This window comes from Wohlfahrtiimonas larvae (assembly GCF_002006755.1).
Lineage (GTDB): Bacteria > Pseudomonadota > Gammaproteobacteria > Cardiobacteriales > Wohlfahrtiimonadaceae > Wohlfahrtiimonas > Wohlfahrtiimonas larvae.
Map to the genome: position 1 here is coordinate 1 of NZ_MVDO01000266.1, position 309 is coordinate 309.

1 protein-coding gene is annotated in these 309 nt (G+C 37.9%); it reads left to right on the forward strand.

Annotated elements, in window-relative coordinates; translation table 11 throughout:
• Window positions 1-49: 49 nt before the first annotated feature.
• The coding region (locus tag BZK14_RS13655; RefSeq protein ID WP_425445333.1) for a hypothetical protein at window positions 50-309 on the forward strand (260 nt) is incomplete at its 3' end.

A 309-nucleotide genomic window follows, 5' to 3' on the forward strand; every position in this document is an offset into this window, starting at 1 on the left:
AAGTACGATATTAAATAAAGGTTAACAGACTGTCAGTGGTGATGGCTCTATTGCTTCTAATACAACTATTAATGGTGGCACACAAACTATTGAGAATAGCGGTAAAGCAATTGGTGGTAAGATTAATGCATCAGGTACTCAGGATGTTAAAAACGGTGGTGTTGCTGAAGGTATAGAAATTGCAGGCGGTACACAGAATGTCACAGATAAAGGTAAAGCTGAAAATACTACATTAACAGCAGGTTCACAAAATGTGAGTGGTGATGGTTCTATTGCATCGAATACTGAAATTAATGGTGGCACACAAAC